At 42.5% G+C, this 13503-nt stretch carries 17 protein-coding genes and 3 tRNA genes; 15 read left to right on the forward strand and 5 right to left on the reverse strand.

Annotated features, from left to right (window positions below):
* Positions 1 to 3: 3 nt before the first annotated feature.
* The 4 genes from thiS to PSH54_RS03950 are packed head-to-tail and all read left to right on the forward strand — an operon-like array spanning position 4 to position 3276.
* Entirely contained in the window at positions 4 to 198 is a 195-nt protein-coding gene (gene thiS / locus PSH54_RS03935) for a sulfur carrier protein ThiS (RefSeq protein WP_096739084.1), read from the forward strand.
* Between the two features lie 4 nt (positions 199 to 202).
* Positions 203 to 994, forward strand: coding sequence for a thiazole synthase (locus PSH54_RS03940; RefSeq protein ID WP_273605552.1), 792 nt, complete (start codon positions 203 to 205; stop codon positions 992 to 994).
* A 13-nt stretch (positions 995 to 1007) separates the two neighbouring features.
* On the forward strand, positions 1008 to 2534 hold the full coding sequence (gene thiE / locus PSH54_RS03945; protein WP_273588885.1) for a thiamine phosphate synthase: 1527 nt from the start codon (positions 1008 to 1010) through the stop codon (positions 2532 to 2534).
* A complete protein-coding gene (locus tag PSH54_RS03950; RefSeq protein WP_273605553.1) occupies positions 2527 to 3276 on the forward strand; it encodes a HesA/MoeB/ThiF family protein in 750 nt (249 codons plus the stop codon). The genes thiE and PSH54_RS03950 overlap by 8 nt, the downstream gene beginning before the upstream one ends.
* Before the next feature lie 277 nt (positions 3277 to 3553).
* Here PSH54_RS03950 and asd read toward each other — a convergent pair whose 3' ends face one another.
* The gene (asd, locus tag PSH54_RS03955) at positions 3554 to 4432 is read right to left on the reverse strand and encodes an archaetidylserine decarboxylase (protein ID WP_273605554.1); all 879 of its coding nucleotides are present in this window, start codon (positions 4430 to 4432) and stop codon (positions 3554 to 3556) included.
* A gap of 15 nt (positions 4433 to 4447) precedes the next feature.
* Complete coding sequence (gene rsgA / locus PSH54_RS03960; RefSeq protein ID WP_004589056.1) at positions 4448 to 5506, reverse strand: small ribosomal subunit biogenesis GTPase RsgA; 1059 nt, start codon at positions 5504 to 5506, stop codon at positions 4448 to 4450.
* A 125-nt stretch (positions 5507 to 5631) separates the two neighbouring features.
* On the opposite strand from rsgA, the gene orn reads away from it, so the two are divergent.
* The 4 genes from orn (at position 5632) to PSH54_RS03980 (ending at position 7055) form a co-directional block, all read left to right on the forward strand.
* Entirely contained in the window at positions 5632 to 6177 is a 546-nt protein-coding gene (gene orn / locus PSH54_RS03965; RefSeq protein ID WP_004589057.1) for an oligoribonuclease, read from the forward strand.
* A gap of 259 nt (positions 6178 to 6436) precedes the next feature.
* A tRNA-Gly gene (locus PSH54_RS03970) sits at positions 6437 to 6512 on the forward strand.
* Positions 6513 to 6861: 349 nt separating this feature from the next.
* A tRNA-Gly gene (locus PSH54_RS03975) sits at positions 6862 to 6937 on the forward strand.
* Between the two features lie 42 nt (positions 6938 to 6979).
* Positions 6980 to 7055 (forward strand) — tRNA-Gly (locus PSH54_RS03980).
* A gap of 185 nt (positions 7056 to 7240) precedes the next feature.
* On the opposite strand, the gene PSH54_RS03985 is transcribed toward PSH54_RS03980, so the two are convergent.
* The 3 genes from PSH54_RS03985 to PSH54_RS03995 all read right to left on the reverse strand — a co-directional run bounded on the left by PSH54_RS03985 (position 7241) and on the right by PSH54_RS03995 (position 8640).
* Positions 7241 to 7669 carry a secondary thiamine-phosphate synthase enzyme YjbQ gene (locus PSH54_RS03985; protein WP_248463121.1) on the reverse strand — a complete coding sequence of 143 codons (429 nt, stop codon included), beginning with the start codon at positions 7667 to 7669 and terminating at the stop codon, positions 7241 to 7243.
* Complete coding sequence (locus tag PSH54_RS03990) at positions 7666 to 8133, reverse strand: chemotaxis protein CheX (protein WP_029773279.1); 468 nt, start codon at positions 8131 to 8133, stop codon at positions 7666 to 7668. The genes PSH54_RS03985 and PSH54_RS03990 overlap by 4 nt, the downstream gene beginning before the upstream one ends.
* A 72-nt stretch (positions 8134 to 8205) precedes the next feature.
* The gene (locus PSH54_RS03995; protein WP_273605646.1) at positions 8206 to 8640 is read right to left on the reverse strand and encodes a transcriptional repressor; all 435 of its coding nucleotides are present in this window, start codon (positions 8638 to 8640) and stop codon (positions 8206 to 8208) included.
* Positions 8641 to 8734: 94 nt separating this feature from the next.
* Here PSH54_RS03995 and PSH54_RS04000 point away from each other — a divergent pair, with 94 nt between their 5' ends.
* The 7 genes from PSH54_RS04000 (at position 8735) to PSH54_RS04030 (ending at position 13503) form a co-directional block, all read left to right on the forward strand.
* Positions 8735 to 9355 (forward strand): MarC family protein, encoded by a 621-nt coding sequence (locus PSH54_RS04000; RefSeq protein ID WP_004589061.1) that lies wholly within the window; start codon positions 8735 to 8737, stop codon positions 9353 to 9355.
* Positions 9356 to 9436: 81 nt separating this feature from the next.
* Complete coding sequence (dusA, locus tag PSH54_RS04005; RefSeq protein ID WP_095206773.1) at positions 9437 to 10426, forward strand: tRNA dihydrouridine(20/20a) synthase DusA; 990 nt, start codon at positions 9437 to 9439, stop codon at positions 10424 to 10426.
* Between the two features lie 244 nt (positions 10427 to 10670).
* Positions 10671 to 11363, forward strand: a complete 693-nt coding sequence (locus PSH54_RS04010) for a PspA/IM30 family protein (RefSeq protein WP_138577954.1) — start codon at positions 10671 to 10673, stop codon at positions 11361 to 11363.
* Between the two features lie 10 nt (positions 11364 to 11373).
* A complete protein-coding gene (locus PSH54_RS04015) occupies positions 11374 to 11580 on the forward strand; it encodes a PspC domain-containing protein (protein ID WP_054983547.1) in 207 nt (68 codons plus the stop codon).
* Between the two features lie 9 nt (positions 11581 to 11589).
* Positions 11590 to 11916, forward strand: a complete 327-nt coding sequence (locus tag PSH54_RS04020) for a hypothetical protein (protein WP_024031509.1) — start codon at positions 11590 to 11592, stop codon at positions 11914 to 11916.
* A gap of 79 nt (positions 11917 to 11995) precedes the next feature.
* A complete protein-coding gene (locus PSH54_RS04025) occupies positions 11996 to 12508 on the forward strand; it encodes a copper chaperone PCu(A)C (protein WP_029773289.1) in 513 nt (170 codons plus the stop codon).
* Positions 12509 to 12516: 8 nt separating this feature from the next.
* A complete protein-coding gene (locus PSH54_RS04030; RefSeq protein WP_004585847.1) occupies positions 12517 to 13503 on the forward strand; it encodes a DUF2333 family protein in 987 nt (328 codons plus the stop codon).

Consider the following 13503-nt stretch of genomic DNA (forward strand, 5'->3'; position numbering starts at 1 on the left):
TAAATGACTATAACAATTAATGGTGAGCTGCTAACTATTAAAAGCGCAATGCTTGTTGATGTATTACAAAATTTTGGTGCAAAGCCTCCATTCGCGGTGGCACTAAATGGCGAATTTATTCCACAAAGTCTGCACGCCAGCACCACAATTAACGAAGGGGATAGCATTGAATTGTTATCGCCTATTCAAGGTGGGTAGCATTATGCAAGGTAACGATTGCTTAACTATTTATGGCGAGCAACTAAATAGCCGTTTATTAATAGGCTCGGCGCTTTACCCCTCTCCAGCGGTGATGGAAGAGTCTATAAAAGCCTCTGGTGCGCAAATAGTAACGGTGTCATTAAGGCGCCAGCAAAGCGCTGCCGCAGGGGATGACTTTTGGCAGCTTATAAAAAAAACCGGCCTTAAAATACTGCCTAATACCGCAGGGTGCCACAGTGTAAAAGAAGCCGTAACACTTGCTAAAATGTGCCGTGAAGTATTTGCAACCGATTGGATTAAACTTGAACTAATAGGTGATGACTACAACTTACAACCCGACCCATTCGCATTGTTAGAAGCCACAAAAATATTAATTGATGATGGCTTTAAAGTATTACCCTACTGCACCGATGATTTAGTTCTTTGCCAGCGTTTAAACGAGCTAGGGTGTGAGGTGCTTATGCCTTGGGGCGCGCCTATTGGCACCGGCAAGGGGCTTTTAAATAGATATAATTTAAAAACAATTCGTGAGCGCTTACCAAACACAACATTAATTGTAGATGCAGGGCTTGGTTTGCCTTCGCATGCCTGCCAAGCGCTTGAATTAGGGTATGATGCGGTATTATTAAATTCAGCGATAGCAGGGGCTGGCTGCCCAATTACGATGAGCCGTGCATTTAAAGCCGCGGTAGAGGCAGGGCGCTTTGCGTATAATGCCAAAGCAATGCCTGAAAAAGACTTAGCAGCCCCCTCAACCCCTACAATGGGTATGCCGTTTTGGCATCAGCAGTAAGGAAATAAAGAGTATGAATAATTTAGTGTGGACAATTGCAGGCTCAGACTCAGGTGGTGGCGCAGGCATTCAAGCCGATATAAAAGCAATGCAAAGTTTTGGCGTGCATGGCTGTACTGCAATTACCGCGCTTACGGCGCAAAATAGCTTAGGTGTAGAGGCCATTAACGCGGTATCTACCGATATTATTGAATCGCAATTACTCGCACTCGAAAGCGATATGAAAGCCAAAGTAATTAAAATTGGCATGCTGGCTAATGTGCAGCAAATTCAATTAATAAGCGAGCATATAGCACATTACAAAGCTAAATGGCCTGTACCGCCTGTGATTGTTTACGACCCCGTTGCAATTGCTTCAAGTGGTGATGTATTAACAGAGGAAGATACCGTAAGTGCCATTAAAGAATGCTTAATGCCGCTGGTGGATGTAATAACGCCTAACACGCACGAAACGCAATTGCTAACAGGGGTGTATTTAATTGGCCCAAGCGCCGTGAAAGACGCAGCTAAAAAGCTATTAAGTTGGGGCGCAAAAGCGGTTGTAATTAAAGGCGGGCACTGGGATTACCCAACTGGTTATTGTATTGATTACTGCACACAAAACGGCGAAGAGTATTGGCTTGGGAATAAAAAAATTCAAAGCCCTCATAGCCATGGCACAGGTTGCAGTATGGCCTCGGTTATTGCCGCGTGTTTAGCAAAAGGCTACCCCCTAAAAGATGCTTTTATTTTAGCTAAAGCTTATATAAATCAGGGCTTAAAGCAGTCGGTTAGATACGGCGAAGGAATAGGCCCTGTTGCACATACTGCTTTTCCTACACAGTTAGATGACTACCCGCAAGTAATTGAGCCTGGCAGCTGGCTTGGTGATGAGCTTGATTTTGATGTGCCGCTGGAATTTAATATGGCGGCTGATTTTGCACCTTGTGAGAGCAAAAAGTTGGGCCTATATGCTGTGGTCGATAGCCTAGATTGGCTAGATAAATGTTTGCAGCAAGGTATTACTACGGCGCAGCTTCGCGTTAAAAATAAAACCGACCTTGAGCTTGATGAGTTAATTAAGCAGGCCGTAGAGCTGGGTAAAAAGTACCACGCTCACGTATTTATAAACGACTACTGGCAGTTGGCAATAAAGCACGGTGCCTACGGCGTACACTTAGGCCAAGAAGATTTAGAAACCGCTAATTTAGCAGCGATTAAAGCTGCGGGGCTAAGGCTTGGGCTTTCTACCCACGGTTTTTACGAAATGTTACGTGCGCACAACTATCGACCAAGTTATATGGCATTTGGTGCTATTTACCCAACCACGACCAAAGATATGAGTGGCCAAATACAAGGTCTCGATAAACTTAAAAAGTGTGTGCCATTAATGCAAAGCTACCCAACTGTTGCCATTGGCGGCATAGATTTAACCCGCGCAAGCGAGGTTGCAAGTACTGGAGTAGGCAGTGTTGCGGTTGTACGCGCGATTAGTGAAGCGGATGATTATATTGCTGCAATTAGTGCGCTACAAAGTGCTATAAACCAGCCTAATGAATAAGCTTAGCGATAAAGAAACCCTGCGTTATAGTCGCCACTTATTATTAAAAGAAGTGGGCCTAGAAGGTCAGTTAGCACTTAAAGCAGCCACCGTTGCAGTAGTGGGAGTTGGCGGGCTAGGTAGCCCTGCACTTTTGTATTTAGCTGCGGCAGGTATTGGTAAACTTATTTTAATAGATGATGATGCGGTTGAGCTTTCTAACTTGCAGCGCCAAGTGCTTTTTAAAGTTAATCACTTAGGGCAAAACAAGGTCACCGCTGCTGGCAAAGTATTAACAAGCCTTAATAATCAAATAGAAATAGTGACGCATTGTAAAAAACTTGATGATAACAACGCAGGGGAGCTTTTAAAAAATGCCGACATAGTACTTGATTGCTCTGATAATTTTGCCGCACGTTACAGTGTTAACCGTTATTGCTTTACTCATAAGTTGCCTTTAATTGCAGGTGCAGCACTGGCAACGAAAGGGCAGTTAATGGGGTTTGATTTTAGGCAAAATAATAGCCCGTGTTATGGCTGTGTTTTTGCAAAAAGTGACGCCGCACCCGCTGTAAATTGTAGTAATGCAGGTGTAATAAGCCCACTGTTAGGAATTATAGGCTCTATGCAGGCACAGCTTACGCTTAATATGCTGTTAGGGCATGTTGAAGGTAGTGTGTTTATCAGCTTTGATGCGCTGAGCTTAAAGCAACAGCAATTTAAAATGATTAAAGATATAAACTGCAAAGAGTGCGGTGAATAAAGTATGAGGTAATTCGCGGGGCTAAACTCGGGGTTAAGCCATGAGAAGCTGCGCTTCTAACGTAAGCAAGCTCTTCGTCTACAGCTAAAATTAGCATCGTAGTTTAATTAATCTATAGGCGCCTTGCTTGCTGGCGCGTTGATATAAAATCTATTTACGCTTTTTCTTTTTTGCGTGAGCAAGCTTCACGCCTACCAATAAAAAAGCACCGCGTTTATGGTAAACGCGGTGCTTAATATTTATTTTTACTTACAGCTTACAGCTTACAGCTTACAGCTTAAAGCTGTTCACTTTCTTTAATTGTTGCAAATGCGGTGTTTAAACGCGTTACTGTTTCTGGCAGTTGGTCGTCTAAAATGTCTGCTTTATCTGCACCCCATGCTAATACCACTGTTGAGCCTAGTTTAAAGCGGCCCATTTCTTCACCTTTTTTAAGGGTAATGGCGTTTTCGCCTTTAGTTGGGTAGTTCCAGCTAAACACATCGCTACCGGCGGGTGGTGTTACTGTGCCTGCCCAAACAGTTTCTATGCTAGCTACAATGGTTGCGCCTACTAGTACCATAGCAAGTGGGCCAATTTCGGTTTCAAAAATAGCCACTACACGTTCGTTACGAGCAAATAAATTAGGGACATTTCGCGCTGTAAGCGGGTTTACCGAAAATAAGTCGCCCGGTACGTAAATCATTTTACTTAGTGTGCCGTCTATAGGCATATGAATACGGTGGTAGTCTTTTGGCGCTAAATAAATGGTAGCAAATTTTCCGCCTAAAAATGGTGTTGTATCATCTTCAGAGCCACCTAATAGTACTTGTAGACTGTAGTCATGACCTTTTGCTTGTATCAGCTGCCCATCAACAATGTCGCCCAGTTGGCTAATAGCACCATCAACAGGGTGAGTAATTACGTTCTCGCCTTGCGCCATTGGACGCACACCATCTTTTAATGGGCGAGTAAAAAACTCATTAAATGTTTTGTACTGCGCTGGGTCTTCATATAAAGCCTCGTTCATGTCTACTTTATATTGTTTAATAAATAGTTTAATAAGCGTTGTAGTTAAAGCACCGGCTTTTGCTGCTGCTAATTTACCTACTACGCGTGAAATAAAGTGCTTTGGCATTGCATACTGCATTGCAATTTTAAATTTGTCTAAACTCACAGATTGTTTCCTAAATTAAACGCGAGGTGCGCGTGCACCAGCACGGCCATCGGCCATTGTTTCTAAAATACGGTGGTAGCTGTCGAATCGCAATTGCGAAATATCGCCATCGGCTACCGCTTGTTGAATTATACAGCCAGGGTCGTTTAAATGCTTACAGTCTCTAAAACGACATCCACCTATAAACTCTCTAAACTCTTTAAAGCACCAGGTTACCCGTTCAACATCTAAGTGCCATAAACCAAACTCACGTATTCCCGGTGAGTCAATTAGGTTACCACCACTTGGTAGGTGATGTAAGCGCGATACAGTGGTGGTATGTTGCCCTAAGCCACTGTTTTCTGATACTTCTTTAGTTAATATTTCGGCATCAGGAAGCACAGTGTTAACTAAGGTTGATTTACCTACGCCACTTTGACCAACAAAAATATTATTTTTATCAACCAGTACGTTTTTTAAATCATCTATGCCTTCGCCGGTTACACTACTTACAAGCAGTACCTGATAACCAAGGCCTCGATAAATATCGAGTACTTTTTGAATTTCATTTAGGCCTTCGTCGTCGATTAAATCGATTTTATTAAGTACTAAAATAGGTTCTATACCCATGTCTTCACAGGCAATTAAGTAACGGTCGATAATACTGGGCGTAAACTCTGGCAGTACCGCTGAGACCATTAAAATTTGGTCAATATTTGCAGCGATTACTTTTACGCCATCGTAAAAGTCGGGACGCGTAAGCTGTGAGCGGCGCTCTTGTGTTGCTTCAATAACGCCTGCTAAGTCGCCTTCACTTACTTTTGCGCGGCGAAATAGTACTTCATCACCACACACTAAGTTAGTAACGGTACGGCGAATATTACAGCGTAATACGTCACCTTCTTGTGTTTCTACATCGGCGTGTTGGCCAAAACGGCTGATCACGACAGCGTTTTCGGTTGCGCCCAGATTATCTGTTTGCCACTCTTGTGCGCCACCTTTTGCCAATTTTGTATCGGCATTATTTAAGCGCTTTTGATGATTAGCCTTGATCCTGCGAGATTGGCCTTTACTTAATTTTTTCTGTTTTGCCACTTTTGGCCTATAACCTTGGTTTAAATGTCGGCTTTGCGTATAAAAAAGCTTTAGCTCGACGGTTGATGCTAATATGATATATCGAAATGCGTTGGATCTAAAGAAAAGCACTGTTTAAGGTTACTATGACTATTAATGAATCTAATTTAATTTGGCTTGATCTGGAAATGACTGGACTTGAGCCGGCCACAGATAAAATACTCGAAATTGCAACAGTAGTAACTGATGCCGATTTAAATATACTCGCGGAAGGGCCTACTATAGCTATTCACCAAAGTGATGAGTTGTTAGATGGCATGGACGAATGGTGTACTACACAGCATGGTAAATCAGGTCTGACGGCCCGTTGTAAAGCCAGTACATATGATGAAGCTTATGCGGTTGAACAAACGCTTAATTTTTTAAAGCAGTGGGTTCCTGCTGGTAAATCACCTATGTGTGGTAACTCAATAGGTCAAGACAGACGCTTTATGAATAAGTATATGCGCGAGCTTGAAGACTTTTTTCATTATCGAAATTTAGATGTAAGCACAATTAAAGAGCTTGCCCGACGTTGGAAGCCTGAGGTACTAGAACAGGTAAATAAAAAAGGCTCTCATTTAGCTCTCGATGACATTAAAGATTCTATTATGGAATTAAAGGTGTATAGAGAAAAATTCTTTAATTTGTAAAAAACACTTGCAAACACATTAGATTATTGTAGAATCCTGCCCCGCTCAAGACGATAACCCTCGCGGGGTTGGTGTGTTTGAGTGGTTTAAATACCATCAGTAATTGCGGCACTAGCTTGGTTGCCAGAACGTTTAACGCGACCTGTCGCGCACCAACGGACAAATTACTGACTAAATATGAAGCGGCACTAGCTCAGTTGCCAGAACGTAGGACGCGACATGTCGCGCACCAACGGACAAATTACTGACAATCTATAAAGCGGCACTAGCTCAGTTGGTAGAGCGCGACCTTGCCAAGGTCGAGGTCACGAGTTCGAGCCTCGTGTGCCGCTCCAATTTCTCACCAAAGAAATTGGAGTATTGAATAAAATGTAATGCGGCACTAGCTCAGTTGCCAGAACGTAGGACGCGACCCGTCGCGAACCAACGGACAAATTACTGACAATCTATAAAGCGGCACTAGCTCAGTTGCCAGAACGTAGGACGCGACCCGTCGCGCACCAACGGACAAATTACTGACAATTTATAAAGCGGCACTAGCTCAGTTGCCAGAACGTAGGACGCGACCCGTCGCGCACCAACGGACAAATTACTGACAATTTATAAAGCGGCACTAGCTCAGTTGCCAGAACGTAGGACGCGACCCGTCGCGCACCAACGGGCAAATTACTGACAATCTATAAAGCGGCACTAGCTCAGTTGGTAGAGCGCGACCTTGCCAAGGTCGAGGTCACGAGTTCGAGCCTCGTGTGCCGCTCCAATTTCTCACCAAAGAAATTGTAGTGATAGTAAACGAAGTAAAGCGGCACTAGCTCAGTTGGTAGAGCGCGACCTTGCCAAGGTCGAGGTCACGAGTTCGAGCCTCGTGTGCCGCTCCAATCTCTCTAAATATCCCACTAAAATAAACACTTCTTTAAAACAATATTTTGATCTGATTTATACCTACGAAAATTATTTATAAATATTATACGCACGAGTGGCCGCATGCCGCCGCGCGATATAAAGGGTTTTAAATAATGCGAAGTGACGTGGTAAAAGCTAGGGAGGGGAGGTTAATACAAGGTTAAAAGGTTTCGCCTTGCAAGGTCGCTATAATACATCTTGCACCGCCAGCGTCGCGATGCTCGCCTAAGTAAATACCTTGCCATGTACCTAGCGCTAAGCGCCCATTGCTTATAGGAATACTTAATTCACACCCTAACGTACTGGTTTTTATATGGGCTGGCATATCATCATCACCTTCGTAATCGTGACGATAGTAAGGCTGGCGCTCGGGAACAAAATGGTTAAAGTGGCTTTCCATATCCATGCGCACTGTAGGATCGGCGTTTTCGTTTATGGTTAAACTTGCCGATGTGTGCTGAATAAACAAATGTAATAGGCCAACTTTATAATTAGCCAGCTCGCTCAGCTGCGCGAGTATTTCATCATCAATTAAATGAAATCCTCGAGCGCGCGGTTTTAAAGTTATTTGAGTTTGTTGCCAGCTCATAACTTATCAAAGCTAACTTCTATATTTGCATCGCCTGCATCACAGCTAAATGGCATAATTATTTTTTTGCCCTTACTTTTATGTGTGATGGTGTGGCCTTTACCTGCAACTACAATTGGCGTAGCCATATCAAAGTCATAGCCTTTTTCGCCGAGTAAGTTTTTAGCTCCACCGGTAACCATATTAGTAATTTCCCCAACCATATCAGTTACTTCATCGTCTATGTTGTCAGGGCGCTCACCAAGCATGCGTTCCATGATAGTCAGAGCTAAGTTTTCATCAAAGGTAATTGAAAATGAGCCACGAGTTTGCGCGCCCACCATGCCAATTAAACCAGATACATCGCCACAGGCGACTTCGTCTGTTTTAATACGCGGCTTACCTGGTTTTAACTCGGTTTGTGCCATTGTAGATAACACATTGATCAAAGAAGATAAAAATGGGTTAATGAACTCAACATTCATGTTAGGTACTCTTAAAATTGGTGCTAAAGTGGCTATCTAAATATGAGTATAGCTTTAAAACAAACTTTGGGTTTAGCTTCTACAAGACTCACACTTACCGTGTGCTTCAATAGTTTGCCCTGATACAACAAAGCCGCTTTCTGCTGCTAAGCTGTTTAGCTCGTGAGAAATAACCGTAGAGTGCAGCTCTTTTACAAAGCCACAACTGTCACAAATCAATAGCTGCACAGGATGAATATGATCAAAGTGATGGCAAAGCATAAATGCATTGGTGCTTTCTATTTTGTGAATAAAGCCCAGCTCTGATAAAAAGTCTAGCGCACGGTAAATTGTTGCAGGTTTTGCGCCTGTTTCTGTTACTTTTAATTGCTCAAGTAAATCGTACGCCCCAACGCCGCCTTGGGCGCTAGCTAATAGGCGAAATACTTTTTCGCGGATAGGCGTAAAACGCGCACCACGGTTGTCACAAACTTGTTTTGCTTTACTTACGAGTGATTCTATATTCATCATTCTCTTATCCTTACGCTACCGTGATATACTAACATACTGTGTTGTACTTGCAGCGTTTTTATTAAACACTTTTTATCTAGGAACCCCATTAATGCATGAACTGGTAGCTATATTTATTTTCTTTTTTGCGGTGATAGACCCTATAGGTACAGTGCCTGTATTTATTGCTGTGACACGTGGGGAAGATGAAAAGTTTAAACGAAAAGTTGTTTTTAAAGCCGTGGGTGTATCCGCTGTGGTTTTACTCTTTTTTGTTATTGCCGGTGAGCAGCTATTAAATGCAATTGAAATACCGCTGTCGGCGTTTCAAATAGCGGGGGGCATAGTCCTGCTTATTTTTGCGCTTTCAATGATTTTTGGTGAAAGTAAGCCCGAGTCTGAGATTAAAAGTGTGCGCGACAGCACAGAAACCGCTATTTTTCCGCTAGCCATTCCCTCTATAGCAAGCCCAGGCGCCATGCTTGGCGCAGTACTGATGACCCGCAACGAAGAATACACGTGGGTTGAGCAAGTTACTACATCGTCGATGATGTTGGTTGTATTAGTTGTTGTGCTTGTGCTGTTGTTACTCGCAAATCATGTGCATAAATTAATAGGCGACAGTGGCGCAAGTATTATAAGTAGAATCATGGGGTTAATTTTAAGCTCTGTGGCAGTTACAAATATACTCAACGGTATCGCGCATTATTTTGGTTTACAAATATACAGCTAACATTGATGCTAATTAGGCTTTTGTGTAAAATACAGCGCCTTTTTATGGGCGCATTTACTTATAATCCCCGAGGCTTTTACATTGCAAAAACGCACATTAGATAATCCAACGTTAAACAGACGTTTTTCTGTTGCACCCATGCTTGATTGGACTGATCGTCATTGTCGCACTTTTCATCGTAAGATGACTAAGCACGCTGTTTTATACACTGAGATGATCACCACGGGGGCGATTTTATTTGGTCGCGGCGATTACCTACACTTTAATCAGCACGAGGGGCCGGTTGCTTTGCAGCTGGGGGGTTCTGATCCCGAGGCGCTAGCAAAGTGTGCAAAGCTTGCTGGTGAGCGCGGTTACGATGAGATTAACTTAAATGTAGGCTGCCCTTCAGATAGAGTACAGAACGGGCGCTTTGGTGCATGCCTAATGGCCGAGCCTGAGCTGGTTGCCCAGTGTGTTGCGGCAATGAAAAGCGAAGTTAGTATTCCTGTTACGGTAAAAACACGTATCGGTATTGATGAGCAAGACTCGTATGAATTTTTATGCGCATTAATTGAAGCCAGCCATAAAGTTGGCTGTGATGACTTTATTATTCATGCCCGTAAAGCGTGGTTAAATGGTTTAAGCCCTAAAGAAAATCGTGAAGTACCGCCTCTTGATTACCCACGCGTTTACCAACTAAAAAAAGACTACCCACAGCTCGATTTAAGCATTAATGGCGGCGTTAAAACAATTGAAGAAAGCCTAGCGCATTTAGCGCATATAGACGGCGTTATGATTGGTCGCGAAGCATATAGTAATCCATTTATACTTAATGAGGTGGATGAAAAGATTTACGGTGAGGTGGCTAATACTCAGACTCGTCACGATGTGGTGCGCGCTATGTATGATTACATAGAAGAGGAAATGCGTTTAGGTGCTAACTTTTGGCATATAGCACGCCATATGCTGGGGATTTTTCAGGGGCAGCCAGGGGCGCGCGGATTTAGACGTCACCTTTCAGAAAATGGTCACGGTAAACAGGCTGATTTGTCGGTAATGGATAAAGCATTAAGTTTTGTGCCTGAGTAATACTAAAGCGCTGAGCAGTTATAAAAAAACCACTTTTTAAAGTGGTTTTTTTATAACTAAAATTTAGTCAAAAGATAAATAAATTAGTGATTTTCGCTTATTAACATTCAGTTTTTAGTCAGTTTAAAATAACTTATTAGCTGTCTAACTAATTGAATTTAAATGCTTATAAATAACTTTTTGTACTTGGCATAACTCTTGGAATCCTGTTGTTGTTATCAATTAAAAACAACAGGACAAAACAATGAGTATATTTAATCGCGTAAATGATGTTATCCAATCCAATATTGCTGCCATGCTGGATAAAGCAGAAGACCCAGAAAAACTCCTCAACCTTATGCTAAGTGAAATGCAAGAAGCGCTTAACGAATGTAGAAGCACGGCCGCAGCCTTGCTGTGCGAAGAAAAAACGCTTAAACGCCAAATTGCACAAAAACAAAAAGACTTAACTTTGTGGCAAACAAAAGCTGAGCTGGCAGTTGCTAAAAACCGTGACGATTTAGCCAAGTCTGCGTTAGTAGAAAAACAGCGAGTAGATGAGCAAATTGCAGCAAAAAACACTCAGCTAAATACTCTAAAAGAGTCGATAGAGAAAATTACGGCAGATTGTGAGCGTTTACAGCAAAAAATGGCGCAAGCTAAAAGCAAACAAGCTCAATTAATAAAACGCCACGATATTGTTGCTGCACGTGAAAAAGTGAATATGCAATTACACAGCGACAACGTCGCAAATGCTTTGTCTCGCTTTGAAATGATAGAGCAAAAAGTGGAAGGCATAGAAGCACAGGTTGATGCTTATGAACTTACAAATACAGCGCAATCAACCGCTGAGCAAATTGAGTCTTTAGTAAAAAATGAAAAAATAGATGCAGAGCTGGCTCGTTTAAAAGCCAGTGTTAAGCAAAGTAATACCAATACAACTGCGCCAAGCGCTTAAGGAGTAGAGTATGAATAACTTTAAAACACAGCGTAGTTGGTACAAAGATTCACTGAATAAAAAAATATCGGGCGTATGCAGTGGGTTAGCGCGTCGCCTTGATTTTCCAGTGTGGTCAACACGCTTAGTAACAATTTTATTATTTATAAGTTTTCCGTTTGCGGTGGCGCTTGGTTATTTGATTGCTCACTGCTGCCTTGAAGAGCGTGCGTATTAGGAGAGGGGTATGAAAACCTTAGCAATATGTGTTGTCGTATATGTGTTACTTTTTACTGATACTGTGTCGCTAATACATTTTGATTCATGGCAGTTTCCACTTTGGATTGCAGATATGAGCTGGGTGGGGCTTGAGCTGGCTGGCGTATTAGTCGCTATTATTGCAGTGGTAGCCGTAATGGCTTTAGTGACCATGGGGTTAATAGGCGCAGGGATTGTCGCGCTGGTTGGCACCATTTTGGCACTGTTATTTGGTTCAGTGATGATAGCCTGGCCATTATTATTTGTAGCTGTACTGTGCTGGTTGGTGCTCGATAACAAAAAAGTAACCTCTTAAGCCTTAATTTAACTGACTATTATTAGTTAACTATGTTAAATTTAAAGTGAAATTTTATGCTTTCACAAGGAATAAAGCGATGATGAAGCAGTGCTTTTTTATGGCCTCGGCGTTAATGATTAATGTGTTTTCGTCATCGGTTGCTGCACATGCTGGGCACAGCCACGATACAGACGAAGCTAAGCTTGAAGTAAGCCATGCACAAGTAAGGGCGTTTTTGCCTGGTAGTAAGTCGAGTGTTGGCTATTTAACAATTTCTAACCACGGTGGTGGTGTTGCTAAATTAACTAAAGCAACCATCGAAGGTTTAGGGCGTGTAGAAATACATGAGCACAAACATGTCAATGGCATGATGAAAATGCAACAGGTTAAAGCCGTTACTATTAAGGGCCATGAAAGCCTAAGCTTTGAGCCTGGTGGTTACCATTTAATGGTATTTGATCCACAAGAGCCACTAAAAGTAGGGCAAGAACGTAAACTCACGCTATATTTTAGTGACGGTAACCGCTTGTTTACTAATGCTCAAGTGGTTTCGCTTGAAGCGCAAGCTGCGCATTCAAAGCCATCTAAAAAACAACACGCTCATCACTAGGAGGATAAATGTCGCAACATAAAGGAAAAATAGCTGGTGCCTTGGTGGTACTACTTATTATTTTTTACGCTATTGCAGTTTATTGGAGCATTGAGCCGGCACGTTTTAACGTAGTAACTAATGCAAAAGAAACCGCGCAAGCACGCAACGAAAAAATGGTAACAGGCTATACAACCACCTCAACGCTTATTACCGTTGCTAGCACATTACTTGATAAGCAAGGTGGATATTTATCAAACGATGTGATGCCGCCAAGTGTGATAATGGATGACATGCCTGCGTGGGAATATGGCGCGCTTGAAATGGTGCGTGATTTAGCGCTATCAATGCGTAAAGACTTTAGCCGTTCACAGTCGCAATCTACCGAACATGAAGCCCTTAAAAAAGCGCAGCCGCAATTTAATATTAGCTCTGAAGCATGGGCATGGCCAAGTGCCGAGGGAGAGTACCAAAAGGGAATAGACTACCTTCTTGTATACCGCTCACAAATTGCTAACGAGCATGAGCGCGATAGCCAATTTTATTCACGTGCAGATAATCTACGTAGCTGGTTAAAAGAAGCCGAAAAGCGTTTAGGCAGTTTAAGTCAGCGTTTAAGTGCAAGTGTTGGCCAAGACAAAGTAAATACCGATTTAGCTGGTAATTCTTCAAACACGCAAGCGACCTATACACCACTTCAGCAACAAGTAAGAACGTCGTGGTGGGAAATAGACGACGTGTTTTACGAGTCGCGCGGTGCAACGTGGGCGTTATTACACTTTTTACAAGCAGTTGAGTATGACTTTGCTGATGTATTAGAAAAGAAAAATGCACGTGTAAGCTTACAGCAAATTATACGTGAGCTTGAGGCAACACAAGAAACCGTGTGGAGCCCAATTATATTAAACGGGAATGGTTTTGGCTTTGTGGCAAATCATTCTTTAGTTATGGCAAATTATATTTCAAGAGCCAATGCGGCTTTAATCGAACTTAGCGAACTACTAGCTCAAGGATAA

The organism is Pseudoalteromonas sp. Angola-30 (assembly GCF_028599215.1).
GTDB lineage: Bacteria > Pseudomonadota > Gammaproteobacteria > Enterobacterales > Alteromonadaceae > Pseudoalteromonas > Pseudoalteromonas atlantica.

Coding starts and splice junctions, on each gene's coding strand:
- thiS (WP_096739084.1), top strand. CDS start 4: ATGACTATAACAATTAATGGTGAGCTGCTAACTATTAAAAGCGCAATG.
- PSH54_RS03940 (WP_273605552.1), top strand. CDS start 203: ATGCAAGGTAACGATTGCTTAACTATTTATGGCGAGCAACTAAATAGC.
- thiE (WP_273588885.1), top strand. CDS start 1,008: ATGAATAATTTAGTGTGGACAATTGCAGGCTCAGACTCAGGTGGTGGC.
- PSH54_RS03950 (WP_273605553.1), top strand. CDS start 2,527: ATGAATAAGCTTAGCGATAAAGAAACCCTGCGTTATAGTCGCCACTTA.
- orn (WP_004589057.1), top strand. CDS start 5,632: ATGACTATTAATGAATCTAATTTAATTTGGCTTGATCTGGAAATGACT.
- PSH54_RS03985 (WP_248463121.1), bottom strand. CDS start 7,669: ATGAGCTGGCAACAAACTCAAATAACTTTAAAACCGCGCGCTCGAGGA.
- PSH54_RS03990 (WP_029773279.1), bottom strand. CDS start 8,133: ATGAATGTTGAGTTCATTAACCCATTTTTATCTTCTTTGATCAATGTG.
- PSH54_RS03995 (WP_273605646.1), bottom strand. CDS start 8,640: ATGAATATAGAATCACTCGTAAGTAAAGCAAAACAAGTTTGTGACAAC.
- PSH54_RS04000 (WP_004589061.1), top strand. CDS start 8,735: ATGCATGAACTGGTAGCTATATTTATTTTCTTTTTTGCGGTGATAGAC.
- PSH54_RS04010 (WP_138577954.1), top strand. CDS start 10,671: ATGAGTATATTTAATCGCGTAAATGATGTTATCCAATCCAATATTGCT.
- PSH54_RS04015 (WP_054983547.1), top strand. CDS start 11,374: ATGAATAACTTTAAAACACAGCGTAGTTGGTACAAAGATTCACTGAAT.
- PSH54_RS04020 (WP_024031509.1), top strand. CDS start 11,590: ATGAAAACCTTAGCAATATGTGTTGTCGTATATGTGTTACTTTTTACT.
- PSH54_RS04025 (WP_029773289.1), top strand. CDS start 11,996: ATGATGAAGCAGTGCTTTTTTATGGCCTCGGCGTTAATGATTAATGTG.
- PSH54_RS04030 (WP_004585847.1), top strand. CDS start 12,517: ATGTCGCAACATAAAGGAAAAATAGCTGGTGCCTTGGTGGTACTACTT.